Source organism: Streptomyces sp. NPDC003697 (genome assembly GCF_053587115.1).
This window is the reverse complement of record NZ_JBSFNN010000162.1, coordinates 1-2,934: the sequence shown is the minus strand read 5'-3', so window position 1 is coordinate 2,934 and position 2,934 is coordinate 1. Positions and strand designations below refer to the sequence as shown.

The following is a 2,934-nucleotide window of genomic DNA, read 5'->3' as shown; positions in this document are numbered from 1 at the left end:
AACGCGGCGAGGTGCCGTAGCCGTCGTCGTGCGCCCGCCGGGGATCGCGGGACAGTGAGGTGCCTCGCCGTTGGCCTCGTTGTGCTTGTCGTTGTACGACACGAGGTCGCGCAGCGTGAACCCGTCGTGCGCGGTGACGAAGTTGACGCTGGCACGCGGGCGGCGCCGGTGGTGGGCGTACAGGTCGGCGGAGCCGGTCAGCCGGGAGGCGAACTCGCCGAGCGTGTGGTCCTCCCCGCGCCAGAAGTCCCGTACGGCGTCACGGTACTTGCCGTTCCACTCCGACCACAGCGGGGGGAAGTTGCCCACCTGGTAGCCGCCCTCGCCGACGTCCCAGGGCTCGGCGATCAGCTTGACGCGGCTGATCACCGGGTCCTGCTGGATCAGGTCGAAGAACGCCGACAGCCGGTCCACCTCGTGGAACTGACGGGCCAGGGTGGCCGCGAGGTCGAAGCGGAAGCCGTCGACGCGCATCTCGGTGACCCAGTACCGCAGCGAGTCCATGATCAGCTGGAGCACGTACGGGTGCCGCATCAGCAGGCTGTTGCCGGTGCCGGTGGTGTCGTAGTAGTGCGCCCAGTCCCCGTCGACGAGTCGGTAGTACGAGGTGTTGTCGATGCCCCGGAAGGACAGCGTGGGGCCCTTCTCGTTGCCCTCGGCGGTGTGGTTGTAGACCACGTCGAGGATCACCTCGAGGCCGGCCGCGTGCAGGGCCCTGACCATCTCCTTGAACTCCGCCACCTGCTGCCCGCGGGTGCCGTGGGCGGCGTAGCCGTTGTGCGGGGCGAAGAAGCCGATGGTGTTGTAGCCCCAGTAGTTGGCCAGACCGCGCCCCTGGAGCACGCCGTCGTGCACGAACTGGTGGACCGGCATCAGCTCCACGCCGGTCACGCCCAGCGAGGTCAGGTGCTCGATCACCGCGGGGTGCGCGAGTCCCGCGTAGGTCCCGCGCAGCTCCGGCGGCACCTCGGGGTGGGCGCGGGTCAGACCGCGCACGTGCGCCTCGTAGATGACGCTGTCGGAGTACGTCCGTCTCGGCGGGCGGTCGTCGCGCCAGTCGAAGGCCGGGTCGGTCACCACGCCGAGCATGGTGTGCCCGGCGCTGTCGGCCGGGTCCGGGCCGTGCGGTGAGCGCTCGTAGAGCGAGGGGTGGTCGTCGATCTGCCCGTCCACGGCCGTGGCGTAGGGATCGAGGAGCAGCTTGCGCGGATTGCACCGCTGGCCGGACGCCGGGTGCCACGGACCGTGGACGCGGTAGCCGTAGCGCTGTCCCGGCCCGGTCCCGGGCAGGTAGCCGTGCCAGACGAACCCGTCGACCTCGGTGAGCGTCACCTCGCGGTGTCTGCCGTCGTCGCCGACGAGGACCAGGTCCACGCGTTCGGCGACCTCGCTGAACAACGCGAAGTTGGTGCCCTCGCCGTCGTACGCGGCGCCCAGCGGGTAGGGATACCCGCCCCACACGGGCACCCCGTTGCGGCGCGTGCGCCCGCTCACCGGGTCGCCTCCAGGACGCCGTCCCGGAGGTCCGCGGGGGCGGCCAGCGCGGTGACCGGCAGCGGGCGGGGCGGCTGCAGGCCCTCGCGCAGGGCCGGCGAGGGCGTTTTGGGCACGAGCGGGACGCGGACACCGGCTCGGGCCCGCTGCGAGAACCAGATGATCTTGCGACCGGTCTCGGCGGCGCAGCACCCCCAGCCGTGGCTCGTCGCCGCGATGCGGGCGAGGCAGCTCCGCAGGTCCTGGTCGGGGCGCAGGTCGTGGTTGTTCTCCCCGACCGCGGTGATCAGGTGCTGGCCGGTCCACCACATCTCGATGGAGGTGTTCTTGTCCCGTGCGTGCTCGTCGATGGCCTTGAGCAGCATCTCGGCACCGCTGCAGACGGGCTCGACGAGGTCCTCCAGGTCCCAGAACCTCAGGTGCGCGGCCAGGATGCGCCTGACCTGTCCGACCCGTTCCGGGCTGACTTCCACGTCGAGGTGGTAGTAGCAGGGCACTGCGGTCTTCATCGTCCTCGGCTCCTCACCGGCGAGGCTCTCGCTCCCGTCCCGCCTGTGCGGGCCGCCCACGGATACGGGGCGTGAGCGCTGGTTGCCTCTGAGTCAGATCCACACTGGGCGCGCTACGCCATTCGTGCAACACGAGCAGGTGAGCGGACTCGTTGAAGATCCAACAGGACGCTTGGTCGTTGAACGTGCACCATGAGTGAAAGTTCCCGAGCGCCGTACGGAACCGCCGCTTCGCGTGCCCGGATCCGCCCCGACCCTGGGGAGACGTGCTCCTCGGGAACCGCCGAAAGGTGAACGGCGCCATGCTGCTACCCGCCAAGACCGAAGTCGCCCGGTACCTGCGGCGCTACCGGACGTGGGAACGCGCGATGCTGAAGTCGCCCGACGACCGCACGGTGCGGGCCACCTTCGAGGACTCGGGCTACACGCTGTGCGTGCTGATGGGGAAGCGCTGCGCGCGGGAGGCCGCGCAGGCCGCCGAACGCTACCTGCGCACCGGCCCGGTGACCCGTCCGCGCCGGCAGAGCGGCGGCCGGCCGCACGAGGGCGGCGTGCTCGGACGGGACCCGTCGAAGACGCCGGTCCGGCGCACTCCCGCCGGGCGGTAGGCACGTCCGGCACGTCAGTCCGTGCCCGCCGGGCGGTTCCCGGCGGGCACGGAAGGATCGATCCCCCGCCGGGCGCCCGCGCCCGGCCTTCGAGCACGGTGGAGGTGACCCCATGAGTTCGACCCCGGCCATCGGCCGCATTCCGGTGCGGGACGTCCGCCCGGCCGTGGAGTGCGGCCGGCGCCCCGCCAAGGCGGTGGTGGGCGAGACGTTCCGGGTCACCGCCACCGTGTTCCGCGAGGGGCACGACGCCGTGGCGGCGAACGTGGTGCTGCGGGACCCGCGGGGCCGCCCCGGCCCGTGGACCCCGATGCGGGAACTGG

General features: G+C 71.7%; 4 protein-coding genes. 2 read left to right on the top strand and 2 right to left on the bottom strand.

The window, feature by feature from the left end; all coding sequences use genetic code 11:
* Both glgX and ACWDNY_RS31275 read right to left on the bottom strand, forming a co-directional pair.
* A partial coding sequence (gene glgX, locus ACWDNY_RS31280; protein ID WP_451649186.1) for a glycogen debranching protein GlgX occupies positions 1–1,494 on the bottom strand: 1,494 nt, incomplete at its 3' end.
* Positions 1,491–2,003, bottom strand: a complete 513-nt coding sequence (locus ACWDNY_RS31275; protein WP_451649185.1) for a pep a2 — start codon at positions 2,001–2,003, stop codon at positions 1,491–1,493. The genes ACWDNY_RS31275 and glgX, both read right to left, overlap by 4 nt.
* A 302-nt stretch (positions 2,004–2,305) precedes the next feature.
* Here ACWDNY_RS31275 and ACWDNY_RS31270 point away from each other — a divergent pair, with 302 nt between their 5' ends.
* Positions 2,306–2,611 (top strand): DUF5133 domain-containing protein, encoded by a 306-nt coding sequence (locus ACWDNY_RS31270; protein ID WP_451649184.1) that lies wholly within the window; start codon positions 2,306–2,308, stop codon positions 2,609–2,611.
* Between the two features lie 112 nt (positions 2,612–2,723).
* Positions 2,724–2,934 (top strand): maltotransferase domain-containing protein (locus ACWDNY_RS31265; RefSeq protein ID WP_451649183.1); only part of this gene is annotated, 211 nt, incomplete at its 3' end.

Bases quoted from the DNA above. Each gene is read 5' to 3' on its own strand.
- ACWDNY_RS31275 (WP_451649185.1), bottom strand. From the start codon at position 2,003: ATGAAGACCGCAGTGCCCTGCTACTACCACCTCGACGTGGAAGTCAGC.
- ACWDNY_RS31270 (WP_451649184.1), top strand. From the start codon at position 2,306: ATGCTGCTACCCGCCAAGACCGAAGTCGCCCGGTACCTGCGGCGCTAC.